Source organism: Salinicola sp. (assembly GCF_982684285.1).
Window position 1 is genome coordinate 1 of sequence record NZ_CEXLVS010000476.1, and the last position, 1,318, is coordinate 1,318.

At 43.0% G+C, this 1,318-nt stretch carries 1 protein-coding gene; it reads right to left on the bottom strand.

What is annotated here, in order from left to right; translation table 11 throughout:
• Positions 1 to 1,318: efflux RND transporter permease subunit (locus AC3AYF_RS21240; protein ID WP_487780453.1), on the bottom strand; the 1,318-nt coding region annotated here is incomplete at both ends.

The following is a 1,318-nucleotide window of genomic DNA, read 5'->3' on the forward strand; positions in this document are numbered from 1 at the left end:
CCAGGCTAGAATTAAATAAATCAGTCCAAAGGCTAAAATGACCCCTTGTTTCATATCACCAATGGTTTCGCCCTGCTCTTCAGCTCTACCTTCAAAAGCGACATTGACTCCATACCGTGCAATCAAATCCGGCAATGTATTTTCTTTTAGATTGGCAATAATATCATTGATGTTATTCACCGCCGCATCCACCGTCGCCGTGATATGGATGGCTAATTTACTATCAGTATGGCGCAATACATCAAACCCACGTCGCGATTCAAACTCGACCACACTTGATAAAGGAGCACTGCCACCTTGTGGTAAACGCAACATAAAGTTTTCCAGTGTTGCCATGGTATTACGTTCACTGTCTGGCAACATGACACGCACTTCTACTTCATCATCACCATCTTGGAATATTTGTACCAGTTGACCATCAAACGCTGCTCGTAATTGTCGACCCACATTATTGACGGTCAGACCTAATACTTCGCCCTGCCCTTTAATTTTATAAATCAATTGTTCTTGGCCGTATGGCATATCATCTTCTATCGCACTCACACCGGAAAACTGCCTTAAAGCGATGGCTATTTCTTGTCCCGCTTGTTTTAGACGTTCTGCTGATGCACCGGTTAGACGAACATCAACATCTTGTCCCGGTGGACCACTACGCCGCGTCGATAGCGTAAAACTTTCGATTCCAGCCGGCAAGATAATATGGCTACGCCATGTTTGCATAAATTCACTATTTCTTACTTCACGTTCGTCAGGAGAGATCAATTCAATTTGGATGGAACCAAATCGCTCACCTGTTTGCGCCCCATTAGCACCGCCTGCCGCACCCGCGCTACCTAAACGAGTCACAGCAATATCCACCACTTCTGGTCCAAGTTCATTTTTGGTTTGTTCCAAAGCCGTGTTTAGATCGTGCAAAAAGACTTCTACTGTTTTTGAGGGTGTGCCCGCTGTAAATCGTGCATTAGCATAAATAGTCGTGCCTTCAGGTGACGGAAAGAACGTAAATTGAATGCGCCCACCAACTAATAAGCCGATGCACATAATAAATAAACCAACCGTAGTAGCAATAGTAACCCAGCGATAACTTACCGCCATTTCCACTAAAGGACGGAATAAATCATCTCTAAGAGTGTTAAATTTCTGATCTAACCAGTGTCGGAGTGGTGGTGGTTTTGCATGATGGATTTTTTGAAAAGCATGTCTTAAATGACCCGGCAAAATCAAAAAACTTTCAAACAGGGAGGCGACAATGACACAAATAACCACAAAAGGTATATCAAACAATATATTACCCATTATTCCACCAATCATCATTAAT